Raw genomic sequence first — 23,412 nt, 5'->3', positions numbered from 1 at the left:
GGGCAGTTTTTCTCGATATCATAAATTACAAACAGCTGACTAAGGTCAGCTGTTTGTTATAAAAAGGAAGGTTGGTGTTCATATGAGACAATCAATTAATGCAAAACGGATAGCGATTGTCGCTGTAGTGCTTGTTGTTCTTTTCTGGCTTATTGGCTGGTACTGGAGTTTATCGCCAGATACGTTTGATGTTAAAGAGCGTTTAAAAACCTCATCTTCAGTAGAAAACCCTACTGAAATTGCCGGCTACACCATGACAACTGCTATGATTGAAGTGTCTGAAACCTTACTTGATAAACCTGGTGGCTATTTGTCGAATGACGTTATCCCACCGAGCGTTCTGTTAGATAACATGCCCGCATGGGAGTTTGGTGCCCTTGAGATGGTTCGCGATCTCGCACTTTCTATGCGCAAAGACTTTAGCCGTTCTCAGTCGCAGTCAATGGAGAATCCTTATCTCACTAAAGCACACCCTAAATTCAATATGGACCATAAAAGCTGGGCACTGCCTTCCTCTGAGTCGAGTTACTCAGATGGTATAGAGCTTTTAAAGCAATATAGAGAAGAGCTTGCAGTAACTCGCAATAGCGACAGCCAGTTTTACACTCGTGCCGACAATTTACGTGAATGGTTAAAACAAGTTGAAAAACGCCTAGGAAGTTATTCGCAAAGACTAAGCGCTAGTGTAGGATCTGCTAGAATCAACACTGACTTAGCGGGCGATAGAAATGCACGTCAATCTTCGCCAGTAGCTAGACAGAGTGTTGTAAAAACAGGTTGGTGGAAACTAGATGACAACTTTTACGAAGCGCGCGGTGCGACATGGGCCTTACTTCATTTTCTAAAAGCCGCAGAAGTAGAGTTTTACGATGTGCTGGAAGATAAAAATGCGCTTGTTAGTATGCAGCAAATTATTCGTGAGTTGGAAGCTACTCAGCAATCTGTATTCAGTCCAATGATTTTAAACGGAAGTGGTTTTGGCATGTTGGCCAATCATTCATTAGTAATGGCCAATTATATTTCTCGCGCCAATGCCGCTCTTATTGAAATATCAGAACTTCTCAATCAAGGATAACAAATGAAAAAGGGTCTTTTAATCGCCGCTCTTGGATGTGCATTCGCATCGGCGGCTTCTCATGCTGATACCATTGCTGGTGTTTATGTGGGAGCGCAGGCTTGGCAGACGGATACTACCGGAGGCTTCGCTGATTCAAGCAGCACGGCAGATTTTAATTTTGATGATAAGACTAATTCTTCGTTTTATATCGCATTAGAGCACCCTGTGCCGTTTCTACCTAATGTGAAAGTAAACCACACTACGCTAGATAACTCTGGCGTAACGGCGCTAGATTCAAGCTTTACTTTTGACGGACAGCTGTACACAGCGAATAGTGAAGTGACCACTGAGATCGACTTAACTTCTACCGATCTTATTTTGTATTATGAATTGTTTGATAACGACTTAGTCAGCTTCGACCTTGGTGTAAATGCGAAATATATCGATGGCGCTTTGTTTGTAAATGATAGAGCAAGCGCTACTCAAGGCTCTGCTGACTTTTCTGGCGTAGTGCCTATGGCCTATTCAAAGCTGCAGTTAGGATTACCTTTTACGGGGCTATCGGCCTACGCCGAGGGAAGCTACCTATCATTCGATGATCATGAGCTAAGTGACTATCAAGTAGCGGTTGCTTATTCATTTATTGAAAGTATTGCTATTGATATGACTGTGCAAGTAGGTTACAGAAATGTCACTGTAGATATTGAAGATCTCGATGATGTCTATGCTGATATGGAGTTTGACGGCGTATTTGCTGGGCTAGAGCTACATTTTTAGTATAAATTTAAAATTGACTCTAAGGCGCAACGGTTCCTCTGTTTGCGCCTTTTTTATTTCAACAAGGGTTTTAAGCACATTCAGTAATAAAAAAGTTTCATTTATTCTTTTCTCTTCTTGAATAAAGCCGTTAGCCTAGCGACATCGAAAAAGGGCTAAAAGACTATGTCACAAGATTCTAATTCATCAAAAGCTTCAAATTCAGCGCCAGGCGCAGTAGTAAATGAACAGCAGTGGAATGCCATTACGCAGGCTATTGCTGGCTTAAACCGTGACCAGCTCACTTGGGTGAGTGGTTACGCAGCCGGAATGGCTGCTGCGCAAGGTGGAGCGGTAGCACCTGCGATTCAAGATCAAGCTGCCGTTGCTGGCGATATACCTACACTCACCATTTTATATGGTTCGCAAACCGGTAATGCGAAAACGTTAGCGCACGAGTGCCAGGCAAAAGCAGAAGGTGCGGGCTTTAACAGTAAACTAGTGAGTATGGCTGATTATAAAGCGCGAAACCTTAAAAATGAAACGCACGTTGCTGTGTTTGTAAGCACGCATGGTGAGGGCGATGCGCCAGACGACGCGGTAGAACTTCACGAGTATGTTGGCAGTAAAAAAGCGCCAAAGCTGGCTAACACTAAGTATGCAGTGTTGAGCTTAGGTGACAGCAGCTATGAGTTTTTCTGCCAAACTGGTAAGGACTTTGACGAACGTCTGTCTAAACTTGGTGCTTCTTCAGTTATTGACCGTCTAGATTGTGACGTAGACTATGAAGCTGAAGCGCAAGCATGGCTAGACAAACTCATCGAGTCACTGAAAGGTGATTTTACACGCACTGCTGCCCCGGCAGTAGCGGCGCAAACAGGCGCAGCAGTTACAGCGGCGCCAGCGCAAACGTATACAAAAAAAGCACCTTACACAGCCTCTCTAATAGAGTCTCAGAAGATCACAGGCAGAGATTCGATTAAAGATATTCGTCATATTGAGATTAGCCTTGAAGACTCAGGCATCACTTACAAGCCTGGCGATGCTCTTGGCGTTTGGTTTAAGAACGCGCCGTCATTGGTTAATGATTTGATTGCTTTACTCTCGCTAAGTGAAGATGCCGAAGTGGTGGTAGCTGAGAGCACAATGACGTTAAAAGAAGCGCTTACTTCAAAGTTAGAGTTAACGCTTAGTTATCCTAACTTTATCAAAGCCTATCAAGCCGCTACTGGCTCTGAGGGATTAGCTGCCTTGATGGAAGATAAAGCTAAGCTGCGCACTTACATGGCCGACCGCCAAATCATCGACATAGTGCGAGATCACGTGGGCACGATTACTGAGCAACAGCTTGTTGATGCGCTGCGCCCACTTACTCCAAGACTATATTCTATTGCTTCAAGCCAAGCCGATGTTGAAGATGAAGTACATTTGACTGTAGCGCATGTTGATTACGAAGCCTTTGGCCAACGTCATCAAGGTGGTGCGTCTGGATATTTGTGTGAATACCTGGAAGAAAATGGTGAAGTAGACGTTTTCGTTGAGAATAACGATAATTTCCGCTTGCCAACAGATCCCAACACGCCGGTTATTATGGTTGGACCGGGAACAGGTATTGCGCCTTTCAGAGCCTTCATGCAAGAGCGTGATGTACAAGAAGCCGAGGGGAAAAATTGGCTGTTCTTTGGAAACCCACACTTTACTCAAGACTTCTTATATCAAGTTGAGTGGCAAGGTTACGTAAAAGATGGCTTGCTAGACAAAATTACGCTGGCATTCTCTCGGGATCAAGAAGAGAAAATTTACGTTCAGCATCGCTTACTAGAGCAGGGTAAAGAGGTGTTTGAATGGTTAGAGCAAGGCGCCCACTTTTATGTGTGTGGTGATGCCATGCATATGGCCAAAGATGTTGAAAATGCACTTATCAAAATTGTACAAGAGCACGGCGGTAAATCAGAAGCCGAAGCGAAAGCTTATGTAGTTGAACTGCGCAAAGCGAAACGTTATCAAAAGGATGTCTACTAATGAGTAATGAAAACTCTCAATTCATAGTTGAAGGTAAATTGGCCGACAATGAACGTTTGAAGCGTGAAAGCAATAATCTGCGTGGAACCATAGAGACAGACTTGAAAGATGATCTCACTGGTGGCTTTACTGCTGACAACTTCCAGCTAATTCGTTTTCACGGCATGTATCAGCAAGACGATAGAGATATTCGTGCCGAGCGGGCAAAGCAAAAGCTAGAGCCGCTACAAAACGTTATGTTACGCGCCCGTTTACCCGGTGGTGTTATAACTCCGGACCAATGGTTGGCCATAGACAAATTTGCTACGGATCACACTCTATACGGCAGTATTCGTTTAACAACCCGCCAAACTTTTCAGTTTCACGGCGTGTTAAAGCCAAAGATAAAGTCTATGCATCAGATGCTTAATAAAGCGGGAATAGACTCAATTGCTACTGCAGGAGACGTAAACAGAAACGTGTTGTGTACTTCTAACCCAGTAGAGTCGGAACTGCACTTAGAAGCGTTTGAATGGGCTAAAAAGATAAGCGAGCACTTACTTCCAAAAACCCGTGCGTATGCCGAGATTTGGTTGGACGGTGAAAAAGTGGAAACTACGGAGAAGCCTGTAGAACCTATTTTAGGTGATAACTACTTGCCCCGTAAGTTTAAAACCACCGTGGTTATCCCTCCGCAAAACGACGTTGATGTGCACGCTAACGACCTTAACTTTGTTGCCATTGCAGAAAACGGCAAACTAGTTGGCTTTAACGTTCTTGTTGGCGGCGGACTTGCCATGACACACGGCGATAAAAGTACCTATCCACGCAAAGCAACGGATTTCGGTTTTATCTCATTGGCCGATACGCTAAATGTTGCTGCTGCGGTAGTAACAGTGCAGCGCGACTGGGGTAACCGTGTGAATCGTAAAAATGCGAAAACAAAATACACTCTTGAGCGCGTGGGCGTAGAAAACTTCAAAGCTGAGGTAGAAAAGCGCGCTAATGTTACCTTTCAGGCGAGCAAACCGTTTGAGTTCACCGGCCGCGGAGATCGCTTTGGATGGGTAGAGGGTATTGACGGAAAGTACCACTTAACCGTATTTATCGAAAATGGTCGAATTCTTGACTACCCAGGCAAAACGTTAAAAACTGGCTGCGCTGAGATTGCCAAAATTCATCATGGCGATTTTAGATTAACAGCTAATCAAAATCTTATTATTGCCGGTGTTGCGCCAAATGATAAAGATAAAATAGAAGCTTTAGCCCGAGAGCATGGATTAATAGCGCCGGCTGTTTCAAATCAACGTCTTGATTCAATGGCTTGTGTTTCGTTACCTACATGCCCGCTAGCGATGGCAGAAGCAGAGCGTTATTTGCCAGATGCGGTAACCGAACTTGAAGGGTTACTAGCTAAGCACGGCCTTGCTGATGACAGTGTCATCTTCAGAGTAACAGGTTGCCCGAACGGTTGTGGCCGCGCCATGCTTGCTGAAGTTGGACTGGTAGGCAAAGGCCCGGGTAAGTACAACTTGCATTTAGGTGGAGACCGCGAGGGAACACGCATTCCTCGTATGTATCGCGAAAACATAAGCGAGCAAGAGATAATGTCTGAATTAGACAGCTTGTTCGGCAAGTGGGCGAGTGATCGAGAAGACGGCGAGTCGTTTGGCGACTTTGTTATTCGCACCAACGTGGTTAAACCTGTCATTGATTCAGCGCGAGACTTCTATGATTAATAATACGGCAGCGAAGCAGCAGGTATTATCACATGATATCAGCAAGGATGAGCTTGCTGATATCAATGCATCGTTAGAGAAAATGACAGCACAACAGCGGGTGGATTGGGCACTAGACAATTTGCCAGGCAACCATATAGTGTCGTCTAGCTTTGGCGCACAGTCTGCGGTAATGCTGCATATGCTTACGCAAGCGAAGCCTGATATCCCGGTAGTGTTGACAGACACCGGGTACCTATTTCCTGAAACCTATCAATTTATAGATGAATTGGTAGAAAAGCTGAAACTTAACTTACATGTTTACCAGGCTGCGCTTTCGTCAGCGTGGCAGGAAGCTCGTTTTGGTCGACTGTGGGAGCAGGGCATAGAAGGTATCGAAACTTACAATAAATTAAACAAAGTTGAACCCATGCAGCGAGCGTTAGAAGAGCTTAATGCAGGCACATGGTTTGCCGGCTTGCGTCGCAGTCAGTCGGATTCTCGTGGAAAGCTTCCTGTTTTACAGAGAGTGGGCGGGCAGTTTAAGTTATACCCTATCATTGATTGGAGTAACAAAGACCTTCACTATTATCTAAAAGAGCACGGTCTCTCTTATCATCCCCTTTGGGATCAGGGGTATGTGTCGATTGGAGATTGGCATACTACTCAGTCGTTACAAGAAGGCATGGATGAGCAAGATACGAGATTTTTTGGTCTTAAAAGAGAGTGTGGTTTGCACGAATTTGGCGACGGTATATAAGGCGCGTTGGTCTTCAGTACGGCAAGAAACAACACGCCCTAATTTACTGAACCGTTTTCGCGAGTATTTCAATGTATGACTGTCTTTGTTCTGTTCGTTTGCTAGCTTATTAACTTTTACCAAGCTAACAGAAAGGCAGTCACGAAATACTGAACACGCCGGCAAGTACGTCTTTCATTTTCTGCATGTATGCTGTGTTCGTATTTTTTCCGACAAGCTTATATAGCTCACTGCCAACTGGCGTAAATTTATAATAAACCAGCGCAACGCCAGATGATTTACAGGTTAAGGTAAAGCTTTCGTTTACACACCTCCAAGATGTTTGTTGACCTTCTTGGTACTCCCCGCTTTCTATTTCACTGGCATAAATTAATTTCATCTCTTGAAGAGAGAGTAAGTCTGGGTAGCTCAACCCTACGGTGGCGAGATTAACTTGTTCTGGCAAGGGCTTTTTAAAAATGGAAAGTAAGCCTTTCCTTTTGTGATAGCCCACTAAAATTCTTGGAACAGTATCATTAGTTCGCTTACTAGCCACATTAACGGCTTTGGTAAATGTTTGCGCATCGCGATGAGTTAACGATTTCAATAATTGAAGAGTTCTTAGTGAAAAGCTGCCTGGTCGAGATACCTCGACGGCAAAAATCTTTCCCCACAGTTCTTGCATTGGCGCACTATAAATTTCCTCGGCCAATGAGCTGAAAGCAAAAAACCAATCTGGATCTAGGTTGTCACTTGTTTGTTCGTTGATTGTGACATTTAGTGCTATATTTAAAATAGATTTAAGATTATTTGCCTTCTGTATCTGTAGTATCTTGTTACGACGTTCTAGAGCGTGTTCTTGTTTTTTTGGCTCTAGAGACAATGCCGACGGAGAAATGCCTACTCTTGAAAACCATGAGAGCATACGTTGTCTGCTCGCTTCAAGGTCTGCGCTTTTGTTTACTGCTTCCTTGGCATGAGCCGATGGTTTAACGGCATCCTCTTTATTGAGAGGCGGTGATGCTCTTTTTACCTCTTGGGGCTGATGTTGTGGAGAGATTTTCATAAACGTCACATCGGTGTTTTGTAACAATAGGTAACAGGAATTCACTATTGCATTGCACAAAATAATTATCAATGTAATCGTGACACTAATGATAGTAAGGCATTTTGTCTTTTGCTGTGCATTTTTTCAGCAGTATTTGTGCCATTTAAGAAAGGCAAAATGTTGAAGTTCAGCGCGGCCTAGTGCGCAATTATGTTTTATCAGTATTGAGGAAATGAGTGGTTATGTCGGCAACGGATTATGAAAACGACGAACTTATCTTTTTAGATGATGATGCAATAGACACAGAACTACATCTTGGAAAAGATTGGAATATCCTAATCGTCGACGACGATGAGGAAATCCATACAGTAACCCGCCTTGCGCTATCCGACCTGATAGTTAACGATCGTAAGCTAAACTTTATTCATGCACACTCTGCTAAAGAAGCCAAAGAACGCCTGCATGAATATGGCAAATCCATAGCAATAATCCTCCTTGATGTAGTGATGGAAACTGACGATGCCGGCTTCGATGTCGTTAAATACATTCGCGAGAAAATGGGGCTCAACGAACCCCGCATTATTCTTAGAACCGGACAGCCAGGTTTTGCTCCCGAAGAGCAGGTTATTAAGCTTTACGATATTAACGACTACAAAACAAAAACAGAGTTAACTAGGTCAAAACTACTGACAACCATTATTTCCTCAATTCGTTCTTACCAGCAAATCATCACGATAAGCCAAAGTCGACTTGGCCTTGAAAAAATCATTACTTCATCTGCAAATTTGTTTGAAGAGCACTCAGTGAAAGCGTTTTGCGAGGGAGTAGTCACGCAAATTAGTTCACTAATTGGGTTAGAATCTGAGGGGCTTTTATGTGCTCGAGCGGGCTCACTTCTCGACTTAGACGATGAAAATATTTACGTGCTCGGGGCTGCGGGCGCATATGCAGAGTTTATCAATCAGCCCGTCGATGATATTCATAATGACGAAATGACAGAGAACATCCATCGCTGCCTAAGACTAAAACAGCATATTTTTGATATCTCTTGTTCTGTGCTTTATATCAATAGAGCAGGTTTTGAGGCTGCAGTTTACATGCGTCAAACTCATGAAATTAACGACTTGGATAAACACTTACTTGAAGTATTTCTGTCTAGTATTTCTGTTGGATATGAAAATGTTAACCTTTTCCACGAACTTCGTAATGCAGCCTTCAGAGATTGGTTAACTCGTCTGCCTAACCGCAATCAGTTTATCAACATGCTGGATAACCCGGCCAGTGTAGCAAGTAAAAACTGTTGTGTCGCATTGGTTGACGTCAATCACTTTTCTGATGTGAATGACGGTCTAGGGCAAGAAGTGGGCAATGATGTGTTGCGAGCTATTGCCGAGCGTATGCAAACGTCTTTGCCCAATACTATCCGCTTAAGCCGAATTGCAGCAGACGTATTTGGGCTCATTGGGCCTGAAAGCGAAGTATGCCCAGATGTTATCAATGCGATTTTTGATTCATCGTTTGTGGTGGATGAACACGTTCTTCCAATAAAAGTAACGTTAGGCCTTTGCAAAATAGAGAATGAGCGAAATATCGGCGTCGATTTTTTGAAGCGGGCTAATATTGCACTGAACCGAGCTAAGAAAAATCTCACCGACAATTTCGAATATTATGCGAAAGATATCGAGGATCAAACAACATGGCGCCTTGCCATGATTCGTCGCCTTAGAAGCGATTTCGCAGAGCGTAAACTTGAGCTATGGTTTCAGCCGCAAGTAGATCTTCTTACTGACAAAGTAGTAGGAATGGAAGGCTTACTGCGTTGGCCAGATGGTGAGGGAGGGTATATTTCTCCAGCAGTGTTCGTACCGTTGGCAGAATATTCAGGCTTAATAGTAGATATCGGTGAATGGGTGCTCGAAGAGTCTTGTCGAAGGCTTCAGCAGCTAAGAGAGTTAGGGCATGAGCATCTTCGTGTGGCTGTTAATATTTCTATTCCCCAATTTAGGGATCGTTTTTTCGTCGACAAGGTAAAGAATGCGCTGCTAGAAGCAGATTGCGACCCTAGCTTACTTGAGCTTGAAATTACAGAAAGTGTGGTAATGGATGAGCCCCAAATTGTCATTGATGCGCTGCGCGCATTGAGAGATTTCGGGGTCAAAATTGCCATTGACGATTTTGGCACTGGCTTTTCGTCAATGAGTTATTTGCAGCAGTTACCCTTAGACAGGCTGAAAGTAGACCGTTCCTTCGTGAAAGATATTGTGCCAGGCTCGTCTGCGGTGCTTGCAGAAACCATAGTTACTCTTGGTAATAAACTCGGGTTGCTTACTATTGCCGAGGGCGTTGAAACACGAGAGCAGGCTATTTATATGATTAAGCTAGGGTGTGATGAAGCTCAAGGCTTCTTCTTTGCTAAGCCCATGCCGTTTAATCAGCTAGTTGAGTTACTGAAAAGCACTAGGTTGCCTAGTGACAACACTTAGGCTTAGAAAGATTGTTCGTCACTAAGAGGCTATCGTTTCATTAAGATATTAACGCTTAATGAGTGCAGTTACCTTTTTTTGAAGTGCAGGAACAGTTTCCTTCTCAAACCATGGGTTTTTTGCCAGCCATCTATTGTTCCGCCCTGACGGGTGAGGTAATACGAAGTAACCATCATGAGGTGTTTTAATAGCTTCTGTCAGTGTTTTGTATTGCTTGAGGTAATATTGTTGAGCATAACGTCCAATCAATAACGTCAGTATAGGTTTTACGTGCTGCAAAAGTGGCTTGTGCCATGTTGGCGCACATATTTTCATTGGCGGTGCATCAGCGCCGTTTCTATAGCCTGGAAAGCAAAAGCCCATCGGCATAATGGAAAATAACTCCGGCTTGTAAAATGTATCTTTATCTACACCAAGCCAAGCGCGCAGTCTATTGCCGCTAGGATCGATAAAAGGAACATAATTATTGTGGGCAGTTAATCCAGGTGCCTGACTGATGATTAGGATCTTGGTATTTTTGGCTACCGATAAAATAGGGCGTGTAGGATGAGGGAGTGCATTATCACAAAGAGAACAGCTTTTTGCGAGGTGAACTAAATTGTCAAATTCAGTCAAATTTTTCTCCAAATATTGCACTTTGTCATATTAGTGTAACATTACTATGATCGAAATTGACTAGTGAACATACATGTTGTATTATGTCAACACAGTACAATACTGTACCACAGGAGATAAGACATGCGTAAAGTAGTATTCAGTTTAGCCCTTTTAGCTTCATTTGGCATAGCGCATGCGGATTCTGGCAGTGGCCAGCTTTTCGATTGTATGGACACTAAAACGTTCGAAATGAATAACCAATGTATGGCCAACAAAATTGGCAACAACATTCGTTTCCGTGATGCTCAACAAGATCTTGTAAATATCGCTAGCGAAAGCCAAGGCGATTACGCGATAGCAACGATGACATTTGACCAAGAGAAAATGCACATTGATATCGTAGCGCACAAAGACTCTTTAAATGCGCTAGCTGCAAATAGAAACTAAAATCTTAAAAAGTAGCGAAAAGCCGGCAGAAAAAGCCGGCTTTTTTTTGGCTGCTAGAAAATTCTATTGAGTCCATTAATTGCAGCAACTCGATAAGCTTCTGCCATCGTAGGGTAGTTGAAAGTAGTGTTTACAAAGTAATCAATAGTATTCCCTTCACCCTTTTGCTGCATTATCGCTTGCCCGATATGCACAATTTCTGATGCACGTTCGCCAAAACAATGGATCCCTAAAATTTCTTTTGTCTCGCGGTGAAACAATATCTTTAAGCTACCTGTTTGAGTTGAGGCAATCTGTGCTCTTGCCAGGTGTTTGAATTGGGCGCGTCCTACTTCGTACGGTACTTTTGCTGCAGTAAGTTCTTGTTCGGTCTTTCCAACAGAGCTAATTTCCGGAATGGTGTAGATGCCTGATGGGATATCGGCCACCAATGAGGCATGAGTTTTGCCCGCTAGCATGGCCTCGGCGGCAAAACGACCTTGGTTATATGCCGCAGATGCTAAGCTTGGGTAGCCAATGACATCGCCTACAGCATACACATTCTCTACGTCAGTTTGATAATTTTCGTTAACCTTAAGTTGGCCTCTACTATCTGCTTGTAAAACAATATTCTCGAGCTTCAATTTGTCTGTGTTACCCGTTCGTCCGTTTGCAAACAACAAGCAGTCTGCACGCATACGTTTTCCAGACTCTAAATTGAGGATCACAGAGTCATCGGTTGTTTCCACTGACGAATATGTTTCATTGTGGCGAATAAGTACGCCGTTATTCCAAAGGTGATAACTCAAGGCATCAGAAATCTCGGTGTCGAGAAAAGACAGCAACCGGTCTCGCATATTAACTAAGTCTACTTTTACACCGAGTCCACGGAATATGCTGGCGTATTCCGATCCGATAACACCTGCACCATAGATAATAATGGATTTGGGGTCGTGTTTAAGGGACAAAATAGTATCGGAGTTGTAAATTCGAGGGTGATTAAAATCGATGTCTTTTGGTGTGTAGGGACGAGATCCTGTTGCTAATGCAATTTGCCCCGCGGTAACAATGTCTTTTGAGCCATCCTCGCGAACAATCTGAAGTGTATGAGCATCAATGAAGCTGGCTTCACCATGAAAAAGTGTTACTCGGTTTCTATCATAAAATGATGAACGCAAACGCGTCTGACTGTTTACTACGCCGCTTGCGTGACGCATGATTTCCGAGAAGGTTAAGCTTCTGCTTAAATGATTGTCTGCAAAAAGCGGAGAGCTATTATACTCTATCAAACGACTTACTGAATGACGCAGAGCCTTCGAAGGAATTGTGCCCCAATGTGTGCAGCCTCCTCCCACAGCGTCATAACGCTCAACAACGGCAACCTTCTTGCCCGCTTTGGCGAGCTGCATCGCAACACCTTCTCCTCCCGGTCCGGTGCCTATGACTATTGCATCGTAATGATATGAGGGTGCTTTTTGCTTTGCTGCCATGTTGTATTCCTATTTGTTTAATTGCGCATATAAGCGACAGGATAGTGCATTTTTTTACTTTACTACTATCAGTAAATTTAACTCTAGTAGTAAATAGTAAATAAAAAAAACCACATGCAACGAATTGCATGTGGTTTTATTGACAGTTGTAATGGGAAGAATACTACGCCATTTGTAGAGAGAGGGTCTGCAGTTGTGTCCATTTCTCTTTTTGAACGGCAAATGCATGCTTCATTTCTTTATATTTATACGTCAACTCGAATCCTTCGAGAGTGCGCTGAAACGATTTTTGCTTAACACGCATTACTCGTTTCTTCGTCGAATAATAATCGCTCATACGTTGCATAAGCAGGTCGTATTCTTGTTGGATGGTATTCATCATTTCGTCGGCGTTGGGAAGCAGCGACACTTTTTCACTTGCTCTTTGTAACTGCATAGCAGCTAGCGCCTTTTCAATCCGCTCTTCAGGTACTTTTCGTAGATTAGTTGTTAATCCGACAAAGGATAAACCTCGGATTAGCCATTTCGTTGGATCGAATTGATACCAGCGAATGCCGTTCCGATAGTCATACTCAAAGATATGGTGATAGTTATGGTAACCCTCACCAAATGTGAAGAACGCTAGCACGCCATTATCTCTTGCTGTGTTCTTATCTGTGTAAGGTTGCGAACCCCAGAAATGTGCAAGTGAGTTAATGAAAAAAGTGACGTGATGAACTAGAACAAGTCTCAACACACCAGCAATAAGCAACATTCCTAAAATATCGCCATTCAGCCAGCCTAATAATCCCGTCACACCGAAGTTTGCTACTAATACTATTGGAAGGTAGTAGTTGTGTTGCCACATAACCACTTTGTCTTTCTGTAAATCTTTGCAGTTACTGTAATCGCCATAGCGGTTCGACTGATACTCTCTTAGCATCCAGCCTATATGAGCAAACCATAGACCTTTCTTAGCTGAATAAGGGTCTTTCTCTGTATCATCAACGTGGCGGTGATGAATTCGGTGATCAGACGACCAATGTAAAATGCTGTTCTGTAGCGCCATCGCGCCGCCAATTGCGAGTATTACGCGCACTACAATGTTTGCATCGTAGGTTTTGTGTGACCACAAACGATGGTACCCAGCAGTAATAGACATACCGGTAAAGTAAAATAAAAAGATAGCGGCGCTTATTTCGGCCCAATCTATCCCTCGGTGCGCAATCCATAGTGGAGCACCGATAAATGCAATCGCGCCCGATATTATAAATACCAGCACGTTCGTTAATATAAGAGGAGGTTTTTTCATTTTTGACTACTTGGCTTACAACTGTTCGCTAATTTATCGTTTTATGTATTCTCAGGCAAGTAAAACTAGGTTAAGTTCTGCTAACATAGTTAAACTTTAATCATTATAGAACACTACACAGCATTGTGTTTCGCCTCTCGGCAAATGATGGGGTAACATGTCGTAGATTTAATAACTGGTGTCATCGTGAGTCGACAAGAGCAAAAGTTAAAAACCCGTCAAAATATAATTCATGCCGCGTTTTCGCTTCTGGATGAAAATAGAAGTCTTTCTGCCATTAGCCTTCGCGAGGTTGCTCGAGAAGCTGGTATTGCGCCAACGTCTTTTTATCGTCACTTTAAAGACATGGACGAGTTGGGCCTGACTCTGGTAGATGAGGCCGGGTTAGCGCTCAGGCAGTTGATGAGACAGGCTCGCCGTCGCATAGCGTCAGGTGGTGGTGTTATCCACACGTCCGTAGAGACGTTCATGGAGTTTATCGCTGCAAATACAAATGTTTTTAGACTACTGCTTAGAGAACATACGGGAACTTCCTCTGCCTATCGTCTGGCGGTATTTCGAGAAATTCAGCACTTTATTGATGAGCTCACTGATTACATTATTGAAAAACAGGGCGTTGAATACGCATCAGCGCAAATTCAAGCCGATGCAATGGTGAGGCTAGTGTTTAGTGCAGGAGCAGAAGCTCTAGAGGCTGATGATAAGTTGCGCGGAGAAATTGGCGAAAAAGTTAAAAAGCAGCTTCGGTTTGTACAAATTGGTGCTACTGTTAAAAAGTAGCCCCAGCTGTTCAGCAATGCTTTAATCAGCACAACGTTAGTTTAAGCAGTACGCTCATAATTGCTTTTCATCACCCAACCTCATCATTACTGCATATCTTTTATATGCTAACGCAGCACATTCTTACTTTCTTGATAAAAGCACACCGGCTTCAATGTGGTGTGTAAAAGGAAATTGATCGAATAGTGCGGTTTTAACGACATTATGGGTGGTACACAACACCTTTAAATTATCTGCTAGCGTTTCTGGGTTGCAAGAAATGTAAACGATATTGTCATAGTCTTGAATCATCTTTAATGAGTCTATGTCTAAACCCGCACGAGGTGGGTCTACCAACACTGTTGTAAAGTTGTAGCCGCTAAGCTCAATACCCTCAAGTCGACTAAAGGTACGTTCACCTCTCATCGCTTGCGTAAACTCTTCTGCTGCCAAGCGCACTATTTTTACGTTATCTAAATTATTGTGCTCAATATTATATTGGGCTGCGTTTACTGATGGTTTTGCGATCTCTGTACCAATGACATTGTCAAAATGTATGGCGAGCGGGATAGAAAAGTTACCTGCGCCGCAGTACATTTCAAGCAAATCTCCACTGAGTGGCTTTACACAATCTAGAGCCCACTCAATCATGCTGCAGTTCACTTTAGCATTAGGTTGAGTAAAACTGTTTTCGATATGCTTGAAAACAAACTCACGGCCATTAACCGGGAGTCTCTCTATAACGAAGTCATTCCCAATTATCACTTTTTGCTTACGAGCTCTGCCTATGATACTTACCGCTGGAAAAAATTGAGAAAGTGACTCTTTTAACCGAAGAGCATGGTTCTGCCAGTCACTATCTAATTGACGGTGATATAAAAGGCTTATAACCATTTCTCCAGAAAGAGCCGATAAGTAATCTATTTGAAACAGTTTTCGACGCAAAATTTCATTTGGTCTTATTAAATCAAGCAATTCCACCATTGCTCTGTTAATACCTTCAGACGCTGGTGGGAACGTATCAACGCGATACTTTTCCTTTGTTTGTTGATTGAACATGATATGAAAAAGATCGTCCCCTTCATGCCATACTCTAAACTCTGCGCGCATTCGGTAATGTTCAGGTGATGATGGAAACACTGACAATGCTGGCGCAGAAAATTCACCGAGCAATGTATTAAGGCGGCTAACTTTCTCATCGAGTTGTTCTTGATACTGCGCTAAGTTGTTGTCTGCCATTCGTTTCTCCATTAGGTCACCGGGCCTAAAGCATATTATTGAAAATTAGTCGGTATCGTTTCGTAGAAGTGTTGTTCATCGGTACCTTTCGTTAAGGACGCGAATTGTAGAGGCTTCTGCAGTATGTGCAAACCTAATTCGTAAGCGTAGTAAAAATTTCTGTATTAAAATTAAACAATATTGAGATGGTGCCGATATAGTACATGAGGATAGTGAGGATCAAATTATGAACGTGGGTCAAATTAAGGCTTTTATGGGAGAGCAAAAAGCTGATCAAAAGGCTGCAGTTAACCCTAATGAGGCACTAAAAAAACAGCTTCAGCAAGACGGACTTCAGCAAGCTGCTGAGTTCTCGAAACAGCAGGCTTCAACGGTATCTGTAAATAGCACTCAAGCCAGTATTGGATTAAGAGTGGTGAGTAGTAGCCTCAGTCAATCGCTAGAAATAGACGGGCAAAAGCCTAAAGAGTTAGCCGATAAAAAAGTTGAAGAGAAAAACAAAAGCTTATTCGACTTCGAAGAAGTGGCTAAAAATGTCATGCGCTTTGTAGGTGGTGTAATTCGCGGAGCTGCCAACGGTGGAGCAAGCGATGAAAAGTTAAATGGATTATTTAGCCAAGCAAGAGAAGGCGTAAGTAGAGGCTTTGCCATGGCGGAAAAAGATCTTGCGGGCTTTATGAATGAAGAATTGGAAAACGGAATCAGCAAGAGTCGTAACCTCATCGATAATGGTATAGATGAATTAGAAACTGACATCTTTAATCGTAAAGGTTCTGAGAACGGGAACGTCGCTCAGGTTTCTACCCTATCTGCGGCGTCGGTGTCTGATGAAAAGTCTGGTCAATTGAGCATTCGCACCAAAGACGGCGATGAAGTAACCTTTAGCTTTGAAAGCTTGCGAACGTTCCAAGCACAGCAGCAAACTTCCTTTCAGGCGCAATCAACCATCGGGGAAGCTGGAAGTGACAGCTCGACGAACATAGCTGCACAGCAAACCACATCCTTCGAGTTTTATGAAAGAAGCGGTATAAGCTTTTCTCTTAAAGGTGAATTGGACGAAGCCGAGATGAAGTCTATTGCAGACCTAGTTGGTCAAGTGCAAGATCTTGCAGATACGTTTTATAAAGGTGATGTAGATAAAGCGTTTGAGGAAGCACTAAGTTTGGGGTTTGATGATAAAGAATTAGTAGGCTATGCGCTGCAGCTAAATCGCTCTACGCAAACAGACGTTTTAAAAGCTTACGAAAATATTCAGCACTACAGCGAAGAGAACGATGAACGCGGTAAGTACGGTAACGTAGTCAATCCTGTGTCTCAATATTTAGAGAAAATGATGAATACGTTTGAGAAAGCTGAAAATACGTTGGAGTCTAACGAAGACTACAATACGCTGATTGCTGGTCTCATAAGTAATATGGAAGATGTTCAGATCCCTGACTTAATTTCAGCGATCAATCGGTTCCATTCATTTAATAAGACATTACTTGATGGGTTGCCACAAGCGGAAGGTACTATAGGCAATCAAACTGAAGCTACTGAATAGTAGCAACAATAAAGAGAATCAAAAAAGCCTGGCGAACCGCCAGGCTTTCTTATTTATGCATGCTCGACTTTTTCTTTCGCTGGCCGCACTTTTAAAGTACGTTCCTGAAAAGTTGAGTCGTTTGTTTTTTCAATAACGGTGTTCACATCTTTGGCTACTACTTCAATAAAGCCATATCCTTTTCTCTTACCTGTTTTACGATCTTTCATTAAGCGGACAGATTGTACTTCTGCATAGCTACTGAAATATTCTTTAACTGCATTTTCATTCGCACGATACGGTAGATTACCAACGTAAAGTGTTTCAACGGCATCTGCAGAGACTGAAGCAGAGACATCGTCATTTGAAGAAGATGAGCTTTGGATAAGAGAAGCCAGCCATGGGGTAACTATACCGCTGATAAGAAGTGCAGCGGAGACAGTTAATGGAGAAACTTCCATATTAAGTGAAGAAAATAACAAAAAACCTGCTATCGCAAAAATGGCACTAATAATAATGCACTGAATAAAGCCTACTTTCATATACCTACCTTTCTATTGTTTATTATGGGGTTGGAGGCTGTATACAGTTTACTCATTTGTAACAATTAGAACAATAAAATGTGAAAAAACTAGCCGAAAGATGCATTGAGCTTGTAGATATGATGCAGAAATGAGCGGTTAACCTCAAAAGTGTGCTAAAAAGCAAAAAAAACCAATTTAACTGTTGATCTTTCTCATCAGGTATCTATAATGCGCTCCACGTTCTGAGGGGGCTTCGAGAAAAACAAAGTCAACTTAGCAACAAGTGCAAAACCAAGTTTTCAAGCAAATAAAAAGTTTAAAAACAAGGTTGACATCGAAAACAAACGATGTAAAATGCGCACCTCACTCGAGCAGGGTGAGCCACTAAGAAGCAACGGCTTCTAGTGGAAAGTAGCGAAGCTACTTAGTTCTTTAACAATTTAGACAAGACAATCTGTGTGGGCACTCGTTAAGAGTGTCACAACGACGATTCATATTTCGATATATTTATATTTAATTGAAGAGTTTGATCATGGCTCAGATTGAACGCTGGCGGCAGGCCTAACACATGCAAGTCGAACGGTAGCAGGATGTGCTTGCACATCGCTGACGAGTGGCGGACGGGTGAGTAATGCTTGGGAACTTGCCTTTGCGAGGGGGATAACAGTTGGAAACGACTGCTAATACCGCATAACGTCTACGGACCAAACGGGGCTTAGGCTCCGGCGCAGAGAGAGGCCCAAGTGAGATTAGCTAGTTGGTGAGGTAAAGGCTCACCAAGGCGACGATCTCTAGCTGTTCTGAGAGGAAGATCAGCCACACTGGGACTGAGACACGGCCCAGACTCCTACGGGAGGCAGCAGTGGGGAATATTGCACAATGGGGGAAACCCTGATGCAGCCATGCCGCGTGTGTGAAGAAGGCCTTCGGGTTGTAAAGCACTTTCAGTTGTGAGGAAAAGTGAGTAGTTAATACCTGCTCACCGTGACGTTAGCAACAGAAGAAGCACCGGCTAACTCCGTGCCAGCAGCCGCGGTAATACGGAGGGTGCGAGCGTTAATCGGAATTACTGGGCGTAAAGCGCACGCAGGCGGTTTGTTAAGCTAGATGTGAAAGCCCCGGGCTCAACCTGGGACGGTCATTTAGAACTGGCAGACTAGAGTCTTGGAGAGGGGAGTGGAATTCCAGGTGTAGCGGTGAAATGCGTAGATATCTGGAGGAACATCAGTGGCGAAGGCGACTCCCTGGCCAAAGACTGACGCTCATGTGCGAAAGTGTGGGTAGCGAACAGGATTAGATACCCTGGTAGTCCACACCGTAAACGCTGTCTACTAGCTGTTTGTGACTTTAAGTCGTGAGTAGCGAAGCTAACGCGATAAGTAGACCGCCTGGGGAGTACGGCCGCAAGGTTAAAACTCAAATGAATTGACGGGGGCCCGCACAAGCGGTGGAGCATGTGGTTTAATTCGATGCAACGCGAAGAACCTTACCTACACTTGACATGCAGAGAACTTTCCAGAGATGGATTGGTGCCTTCGGGAACTCTGACACAGGTGCTGCATGGCTGTCGTCAGCTCGTGTCGTGAGATGTTGGGTTAAGTCCCGCAACGAGCGCAACCCTTGTCCTTAGTTGCCAGCATTGGGCACTCTAAGGAGACTGCCGGTGACAAACCGGAGGAAGGTGGGGACGACGTCAAGTCATCATGGCCCTTACGTGTAGGGCTACACACGTGCTACAATGGCATTTACAGAGGGAAGCGAGACAGTGATGTGGAGCGGACCCCTTAAAGAATGTCGTAGTCCGGATTGGAGTCTGCAACTCGACTCCATGAAGTCGGAATCGCTAGTAATCGCAGGTCAGAATACTGCGGTGAATACGTTCCCGGGCCTTGTACACACCGCCCGTCACACCATGGGAGTGGGATGCAAAAGAAGTAGTTAGTCTAACCTTCGGGAGGACGATTACCACTTTGTGTTTCATGACTGGGGTGAAGTCGTAACAAGGTAACCCTAGGGGAACCTGGGGTTGGATCACCTCCTTACCATTACGTCGATAGACGCACTTGATGCAGTGCCTACACAGATAGTCTTGTTTAAAAATGAAGAACGACACAAGTTTATGGGGCTATAGCTCAGCTGGGAGAGCGCCTGATTTGCATTCAGGAGGTCAGCAGTTCGATCCTGCTTAGCTCCACCATCTACTTGAATCTGAGCTTAAACAACGTTTAAGTGCAGTATACTGAAGGCTTGTAGCTCAGCTGGTTAGAGCGCACCCCTGATAAGGGTGAGGTCGGCAGTTCAAGTCTGCCCAAGCCTACCAATTCTTGTGTCACGTTGGACCCGAAATCCTAATGAATATTTACTGTTTCAGTAAGCATTGATTAGGGTTTTTTACCCTGAGGGAGCATTTACGATACTTTAAAGAGTAATGTAGGTCCTCCTTGCGCAAAAGTCATGACAAAAAGCGTCATGATTTTGCACGATAGTTCTTTAACAATTTGGAAAGCTGATATTAATAGTAATCAATCAAAATTGAGTAACTGAGAAGTCGAAAGACGTACTTTTTACTCTACTTGACTTGAATTGCTTGTTATCAACATTGATTGATAGCAAGGCAATTCTTCCGATTAGCTTGTCATGCATGCAACATTACCCTTGTCCGAATTCAAAAGGCGGACATGAGGCCGATACTCAAGGCTTTTTAGGGTTGTTGTATGGTTAAGTGACGAAGCGTATACGGTGGATGCCTTGGCAGTTAGAGGCGATGAAGGACGTGTAAGTCTGCGAAAAGCTGTGGTGAGCCGACAAAATGCATTTGAGCCACAGATGTCCGAATGGGGAAACCCACCTGTTTACAGGTATCGTTACATGAATACATAGTGTAACGAGGCGAACGAGGGGAACTGAAACATCTAAGTACCCTTAGGAAAAGAAATCAATTGAGATTCCCCTAGTAGCGGCGAGCGAACGGGGAGCAGCCCTTAAGCTGTTTAGTGTGTAGTGGAATCCTTTGGGAAGAGGAGCGATACAGGGTGATAGCCCCGTACACGTAGCGTGCTTTACAGTGAAATCGAGTAGGTCGGGACACGTGTTATCTTGACTGAATATGGGGGGACCATCCTCCAAGGCTAAATACTCCTAACTGACCGATAGTGAACCAGTACCGTGAGGGAAAGGCGAAAAGAACCCCTGTGAGGGGAGTGAAATAGAACCTGAAACCGTATACGTACAAGCAGTGGGAGCCCCAAGCAGGGTGCTTAGTGATGGGGTGACTGCGTACCTTTTGTATAATGGGTCAGCGACTTATATTTAGTAGCAAGGTTAAGCGAATAGCGGAGCCGTAGCGAAAGCGAGTGTTAACTGCGCGTTGAGTTGCTAGGTATAGACCCGAAACCCGGTGATCTAGCCATGGGCAGGTTGAAGGTTGAGTAACATCAACTGGAGGACCGAACCGACTGACGTTGAAAAGTCAGCGGATGACTTGTGGCTGGGGGTGAAAGGCCAATCAAACCGGGAGATAGCTGGTTCTCCCCGAAATCTATTTAGGTAGAGCCTCGGACGAATTCCATTGGGGGTAGAGCACTGTTAAGGCTAGGGGGTCATCCCGACTTACCAACCCTTTGCAAACTCCGAATACCAATGAGAACTATCCGGGAGACACACGGCGGGTGCTAACGTCCGTCGTGGAGAGGGAAACAACCCAGACCGCCAGCTAAGGTCCCAAAATATTGCTAAGTGGGAAACGATGTGGGAAGGCATAGACAGCTAGGAGGTTGGCTTAGAAGCAGCCACCCTTTAAAGAAAGCGTAATAGCTCACTAGTCGAGTCGGCCTGCGCGGAAGATGTAACGGGGCTAAGCAATATACCGAAGCTGCGGCAGCACAGTTTACTGTGCTGGGTAGGGGAGCGTTGTGTAAGTGGATGAAGGTGAGTTGTAAAGCTTGCTGGACATATCACAAGTGCGAATGCTGACATGAGTAACGATAATGGGAGTGAAAAACTCCCACGCCGGAAGACCAAGGTTTCCTGTCCCATGCTAATCAGGGCAGGGTAAGTCGGCCCCTAAGGCGAGGCAGAAATGCGTAGTCGATGGGAAACGGATTAATATTTCCGTACTTATATAATCAGTGATGGAGGGACGGAGAAGGCTAGGCAAGCTTGGCGTTGGTTGTCCAAGTGAAAGCGAGTAGGCCGAGAACTTAGGTAAATCCGGGTTCTTAAAGCTGAGACGCGAGACGAGCTCCCAAGGGAGTGAAGTTGTTGATGCCCTGCTTCCAGGAAAAGCTTCTAAACTTATGATTATATGAACCGTACCCCAAACCGACACAGGTGGTCAGGTAGAGAATACTAAGGCGCTTGAGAGAACTCGGGTGAAGGAACTCGGCAAAATTGTACCGTAACTTCGGGAGAAGGTACGCCTCTGTTTGTGAACACTTCGCGTGGTAAGCAAATGGAGGCCGCAGTGACCAGGTGGCTGGGACTGTTTATTAAAAACACAGCACTCTGCAAACTCGTAAGAGGACGTATAGGGTGTGACACCTGCCCGGTGCCGGAAGGTTAATTGATGGGGTTAGCGTAAGCGAAGCTCTTGATCGAAGCCCCGGTAAACGGCGGCCGTAACTATAACGGTCCTAAGGTAGCGAAATTCCTTGTCGGGTAAGTTCCGACCTGCACGAATGGTGTAACCATGGCCACGCTGTCTCCACCCGAGACTCAGTGAAATTGAAATCGCAGTGAAGATGCTGTGTACCCGCACCTAGACGGAAAGACCCCGTGAACCTTTACTACAGCTTGGCACTGAACATTGAACCTACATGTGTAGGATAGGTGGGAGGCTTCGAAGCACAGTCGCTAGATTGTGTGGAGCCGTCCTTGAAATACCACCCTTGTATGTTTGATGTTCTAACATTGGTCCCTTATCGGGATTGTGGACAGTGTCTGGTGGGTAGTTTGACTGGGGCGGTCTCCTCCCAAATAGTAACGGAGGAGCACGAAGGTTAGCTAATCACGGTCGGACATCGTGAGGTTAGTGCAATGGCATAAGCTAGCTTAACTGCGAGACAGACACGTCGAGCAGGTACGAAAGTAGGTCATAGTGATCCGGTGGTTCTGTATGGAAGGGCCATCGCTCAACGGATAAAAGGTACTCCGGGGATAACAGGCTGATACCGCCCAAGAGTTCATATCGACGGCGGTGTTTGGCACCTCGATGTCGGCTCATCACATCCTGGGGCTGAAGTCGGTCCCAAGGGTATGGCTGTTCGCCATTTAAAGTGGTACGCGAGCTGGGTTTAGAACGTCGTGAGACAGTTCGGTCCCTATCTGGTGTGGGCGTTGGATGATTGATGGGAGCTGCTCCTAGTACGAGAGGACCGGAGTGGACGAACCGCTGGTGTTCGGGTTGTCATGCCAATGGCATTGCCCGGTAGCTACGTTCGGAACGGATAACCGCTGAAAGCATCTAAGCGGGAAGCCGGCCCAGAGATGAGTCATCCCTGACCTTTAAGGTCTGGAAGGGTTGTTATAGACGATGACGTTGATAGGCAGGGTGTGGAAGCGTTGTAAGGCGTTAAGCTAACCTGTACTAATTGCCCGAGAGGCTTAACCATACAACAACGCCTAAAAGGCTTCGAAGAGAAGTTGGCGTTGTAAGCAAAGACAAGCTAAAAGCAAGATAGAGTAAAAAGTAAGTTACTCACTGATTGAATTAATATTAAACTTTCCGATTTGTTAGTTATTAAGCAACGATGATTAAATAGACT

Annotated in this window: 15 protein-coding genes, 2 tRNA genes and 2 rRNA genes; 13 read left to right on the top strand and 6 right to left on the bottom strand. The window is 44.3% G+C overall.

The genetic code is table 11. From position 1 onward, the window contains the following. Positions 1-82 precede the first annotated feature (82 nt). The 5 genes from BM528_RS15395 (at position 83) to BM528_RS15375 (ending at position 6,292) form a co-directional block, all read left to right on the top strand. Positions 83-1,075 carry a DUF2333 family protein gene (locus tag BM528_RS15395; protein ID WP_071980593.1) on the top strand — a complete coding sequence of 331 codons (993 nt, stop codon included), beginning with the start codon at positions 83-85 and terminating at the stop codon, positions 1,073-1,075. Positions 1,076-1,078: 3 nt separating this feature from the next. Beyond that, positions 1,079-1,834: a TIGR04219 family outer membrane beta-barrel protein gene (locus BM528_RS15390; protein WP_071980592.1), complete on the top strand. Its 756-nt coding sequence runs from the start codon at positions 1,079-1,081 to the stop codon at positions 1,832-1,834. A gap of 165 nt (positions 1,835-1,999) precedes the next feature. Then, positions 2,000-3,835 (top strand): assimilatory sulfite reductase (NADPH) flavoprotein subunit, encoded by a 1,836-nt coding sequence (locus BM528_RS15385; RefSeq protein WP_071980591.1) that lies wholly within the window; start codon positions 2,000-2,002, stop codon positions 3,833-3,835. Beyond that, positions 3,835-5,553, top strand: a complete 1,719-nt coding sequence (gene cysI, locus BM528_RS15380; protein ID WP_071980590.1) for an assimilatory sulfite reductase (NADPH) hemoprotein subunit — start codon at positions 3,835-3,837, stop codon at positions 5,551-5,553. Before BM528_RS15385 ends, cysI begins: the two co-directional genes overlap by 1 nt. After that, entirely contained in the window at positions 5,546-6,292 is a 747-nt protein-coding gene (locus BM528_RS15375) for a phosphoadenylyl-sulfate reductase (protein ID WP_071980589.1), read from the top strand. The genes cysI and BM528_RS15375 overlap by 8 nt, the downstream gene beginning before the upstream one ends. 139 nt (positions 6,293-6,431) lie before the next feature. Here the strand turns inward: BM528_RS15375 and BM528_RS15370 are convergent, their stop codons facing one another. Beyond that, the gene (locus tag BM528_RS15370) at positions 6,432-7,337 is read right to left on the bottom strand and encodes a TIGR03899 family protein (protein ID WP_071980588.1); all 906 of its coding nucleotides are present in this window, start codon (positions 7,335-7,337) and stop codon (positions 6,432-6,434) included. A 224-nt stretch (positions 7,338-7,561) separates the two neighbouring features. Here BM528_RS15370 and BM528_RS15365 point away from each other — a divergent pair, with 224 nt between their 5' ends. Further along, positions 7,562-9,802, top strand: a complete 2,241-nt coding sequence (locus BM528_RS15365) for a two-component system response regulator (protein ID WP_071980587.1) — start codon at positions 7,562-7,564, stop codon at positions 9,800-9,802. A 48-nt stretch (positions 9,803-9,850) separates the two neighbouring features. On the opposite strand, the gene BM528_RS15360 is transcribed toward BM528_RS15365, so the two are convergent. Next, positions 9,851-10,429, bottom strand: coding sequence for a uracil-DNA glycosylase family protein (locus tag BM528_RS15360; RefSeq protein WP_071980586.1), 579 nt, complete (start codon positions 10,427-10,429; stop codon positions 9,851-9,853). Positions 10,430-10,540: 111 nt separating this feature from the next. On the opposite strand from BM528_RS15360, the gene BM528_RS15355 reads away from it, so the two are divergent. Further along, positions 10,541-10,846 carry a pyridine nucleotide transhydrogenase gene (locus BM528_RS15355; RefSeq protein ID WP_071980585.1) on the top strand — a complete coding sequence of 102 codons (306 nt, stop codon included), beginning with the start codon at positions 10,541-10,543 and terminating at the stop codon, positions 10,844-10,846. A 53-nt stretch (positions 10,847-10,899) separates the two neighbouring features. Here the strand turns inward: BM528_RS15355 and sthA are convergent, their stop codons facing one another. Then, positions 10,900-12,315, bottom strand: coding sequence for a Si-specific NAD(P)(+) transhydrogenase (gene sthA, locus BM528_RS15350; protein ID WP_071980584.1), 1,416 nt, complete (start codon positions 12,313-12,315; stop codon positions 10,900-10,902). A 163-nt stretch (positions 12,316-12,478) separates the two neighbouring features. Then, positions 12,479-13,606 (bottom strand): acyl-CoA desaturase, encoded by a 1,128-nt coding sequence (locus tag BM528_RS15345; protein WP_071980583.1) that lies wholly within the window; start codon positions 13,604-13,606, stop codon positions 12,479-12,481. A 186-nt stretch (positions 13,607-13,792) separates the two neighbouring features. Between BM528_RS15345 and fabR the strand changes: the two genes are divergently transcribed. Continuing rightward, positions 13,793-14,386, top strand: coding sequence for an HTH-type transcriptional repressor FabR (gene fabR / locus BM528_RS15340; RefSeq protein ID WP_071980582.1), 594 nt, complete (start codon positions 13,793-13,795; stop codon positions 14,384-14,386). Positions 14,387-14,509: 123 nt separating this feature from the next. Here fabR and trmA read toward each other — a convergent pair whose 3' ends face one another. Continuing rightward, a complete protein-coding gene (trmA, locus tag BM528_RS15335) occupies positions 14,510-15,604 on the bottom strand; it encodes a tRNA (uridine(54)-C5)-methyltransferase TrmA (RefSeq protein WP_071980581.1) in 1,095 nt (364 codons plus the stop codon). A gap of 226 nt (positions 15,605-15,830) precedes the next feature. Here trmA and BM528_RS15330 point away from each other — a divergent pair, with 226 nt between their 5' ends. Then, positions 15,831-17,147, top strand: a complete 1,317-nt coding sequence (locus BM528_RS15330; protein WP_071980580.1) for a DUF5610 domain-containing protein — start codon at positions 15,831-15,833, stop codon at positions 17,145-17,147. Positions 17,148-17,200: 53 nt separating this feature from the next. Here BM528_RS15330 and BM528_RS15325 read toward each other — a convergent pair whose 3' ends face one another. Beyond that, positions 17,201-17,668, bottom strand: a complete 468-nt coding sequence (locus tag BM528_RS15325) for an RNA recognition motif domain-containing protein (RefSeq protein WP_071980579.1) — start codon at positions 17,666-17,668, stop codon at positions 17,201-17,203. 496 nt (positions 17,669-18,164) lie between these two features. Here BM528_RS15325 and BM528_RS15320 point away from each other — a divergent pair. From BM528_RS15320 to BM528_RS15305, 4 genes are all read left to right on the top strand, one after another. Continuing rightward, positions 18,165-19,692, top strand: a 16S ribosomal RNA gene (locus tag BM528_RS15320). Between the two features lie 79 nt (positions 19,693-19,771). Further along, a tRNA-Ala gene (locus BM528_RS15315) sits at positions 19,772-19,847 on the top strand. A gap of 46 nt (positions 19,848-19,893) precedes the next feature. Beyond that, positions 19,894-19,970: transfer RNA gene (locus BM528_RS15310), tRNA-Ile, on the top strand. A 396-nt stretch (positions 19,971-20,366) separates the two neighbouring features. Beyond that, positions 20,367-23,259, top strand: a 23S ribosomal RNA gene (locus BM528_RS15305). Together the 16S and 23S rRNA genes with 2 tRNA genes alongside form the textbook arrangement of a ribosomal RNA operon. Positions 23,260-23,412: the final 153 nt, after the last annotated feature.

This window comes from Alteromonas sp. RW2A1, assembly GCF_001886475.1.
GTDB lineage: Bacteria > Pseudomonadota > Gammaproteobacteria > Enterobacterales > Alteromonadaceae > Alteromonas > Alteromonas hispanica.
This window is presented reverse-complemented; position numbering and strand designations above follow the sequence as displayed.

Coding starts and splice junctions, on each gene's coding strand:
- BM528_RS15345 (WP_071980583.1), bottom strand. CDS start 13,606: ATGAAAAAACCTCCTCTTATATTAACGAACGTGCTGGTATTTATAATA.
- BM528_RS15365 (WP_071980587.1), top strand. CDS start 7,562: ATGTCGGCAACGGATTATGAAAACGACGAACTTATCTTTTTAGATGAT.
- BM528_RS15325 (WP_071980579.1), bottom strand. CDS start 17,668: ATGAAAGTAGGCTTTATTCAGTGCATTATTATTAGTGCCATTTTTGCG.
- sthA (WP_071980584.1), bottom strand. CDS start 12,315: ATGGCAGCAAAGCAAAAAGCACCCTCATATCATTACGATGCAATAGTC.
- BM528_RS15355 (WP_071980585.1), top strand. CDS start 10,541: ATGCGTAAAGTAGTATTCAGTTTAGCCCTTTTAGCTTCATTTGGCATA.
- cysI (WP_071980590.1), top strand. CDS start 3,835: ATGAGTAATGAAAACTCTCAATTCATAGTTGAAGGTAAATTGGCCGAC.
- BM528_RS15390 (WP_071980592.1), top strand. CDS start 1,079: ATGAAAAAGGGTCTTTTAATCGCCGCTCTTGGATGTGCATTCGCATCG.
- BM528_RS15370 (WP_071980588.1), bottom strand. CDS start 7,337: ATGAAAATCTCTCCACAACATCAGCCCCAAGAGGTAAAAAGAGCATCA.
- BM528_RS15385 (WP_071980591.1), top strand. CDS start 2,000: ATGTCACAAGATTCTAATTCATCAAAAGCTTCAAATTCAGCGCCAGGC.
- trmA (WP_071980581.1), bottom strand. CDS start 15,604: ATGGCAGACAACAACTTAGCGCAGTATCAAGAACAACTCGATGAGAAA.
- BM528_RS15330 (WP_071980580.1), top strand. CDS start 15,831: ATGAACGTGGGTCAAATTAAGGCTTTTATGGGAGAGCAAAAAGCTGAT.
- BM528_RS15375 (WP_071980589.1), top strand. CDS start 5,546: ATGATTAATAATACGGCAGCGAAGCAGCAGGTATTATCACATGATATC.
- BM528_RS15395 (WP_071980593.1), top strand. CDS start 83: ATGAGACAATCAATTAATGCAAAACGGATAGCGATTGTCGCTGTAGTG.